The following is a 994-nucleotide window of genomic DNA, read 5'->3' on the forward strand; positions in this document are numbered from 1 at the left end:
GGGCGGGTGGGGCGCAAGCTGGACCGGCTGCTGGAGGGCTACTCGGCCCGGCTCGCGCGTGTGGCCCTGGCGTCCGCGGAGGCCGGCAACCTCACGCGCGCCATGCGGCAGAACCTGTGGGGCATGTGGCCGCACTTCGTGGGCTATGGCGTCATCACCGGCGCGTGCGCCCTGGCGGGCTTCTTCCTGGAGCCCGTGATGGTGGCGCTGCCGCAGGGGCTGCTGCGGGGGCTCGCGTGGGCGTACCCGGCCATGGCGTGCGTGGCGGCGGCCATCGCCGCGCAGAGCAGCCACGCCAGGCGCGCCCCCCTGTTCGCCGGGCTCGCGGCGGCGGGCGTGACGGTGGCGGTGCTCCTCTCCCGGCTCCAGGAGCGGCCATGAGCGCCCCTCCGCTGAGCACGCCACCCCAGGGCGCCCCGGCCACCCTGCCGCCCGCGCCGCTGCCCCGGACGACGGTGCTGCGCGTCTTCCTGCGCTCGCTCTTCCTCCAGGCGTCGTGGAACCCCAAGGGGATGCAGAACCTGGGGCTGGCGTACGCCGTCTACCCGGCGCTGGAGCGGCTGTACCCGCCGGGCCCCCTGCGGGAAGCGGCGGTGCGCCGGCACCTGGTCTTCTTCAACACCCACCCGTACGTGGCGGCGGCCATCGTGGGCGGCGTCGTCAACCACGAGCAGAAGATTGCCCGGGGGGAGGAGACGCCGGACCGGGTGGTGGGCTTCAAGGCGGCGCTGATGGGGCCGCTGGCGGCGCTGGGGGATGGCTTCTTCTGGCTGTCGCTCAAGCCCGCGGTGGGCGGCCTGTGCGCGGCGATGGTGCCCTTGCTGGGCGTGTGGGCGGTGGCGCTCTTCCTCGTGCTCTACAACCTGGTGCACCTGCTCCTGCGCATCCGGCTGTACTGGTTGGGGCTGAGCCTGGGAGACCGGTTGGTGGAGGCCGTCGCGCGGGTGAACCTTCCCGCCAAGGGGGCGCGCCTGCGGGGTGTGGCGGCGGCGAG

Annotated in this window: 1 protein-coding gene and 1 pseudogene; both read left to right on the forward strand. The window is 74.5% G+C overall.

The window, feature by feature from the left end; translation table 11 throughout:
• Positions 1-381: pseudogene (locus D7X12_RS41525) on the forward strand (PTS sugar transporter subunit IIC); the annotation flags it as partial.
• A partial coding sequence (locus tag D7X12_RS41530) for a PTS system mannose/fructose/sorbose family transporter subunit IID (protein WP_120630582.1) occupies positions 378-994 on the forward strand: 617 nt, incomplete at its 3' end. The pseudogene D7X12_RS41525 and the gene D7X12_RS41530, both read left to right, overlap by 4 nt.

It is taken from the genome of Corallococcus sicarius (assembly GCF_003611735.1).
GTDB classification, from domain to species: domain Bacteria; phylum Myxococcota; class Myxococcia; order Myxococcales; family Myxococcaceae; genus Corallococcus; species Corallococcus sicarius.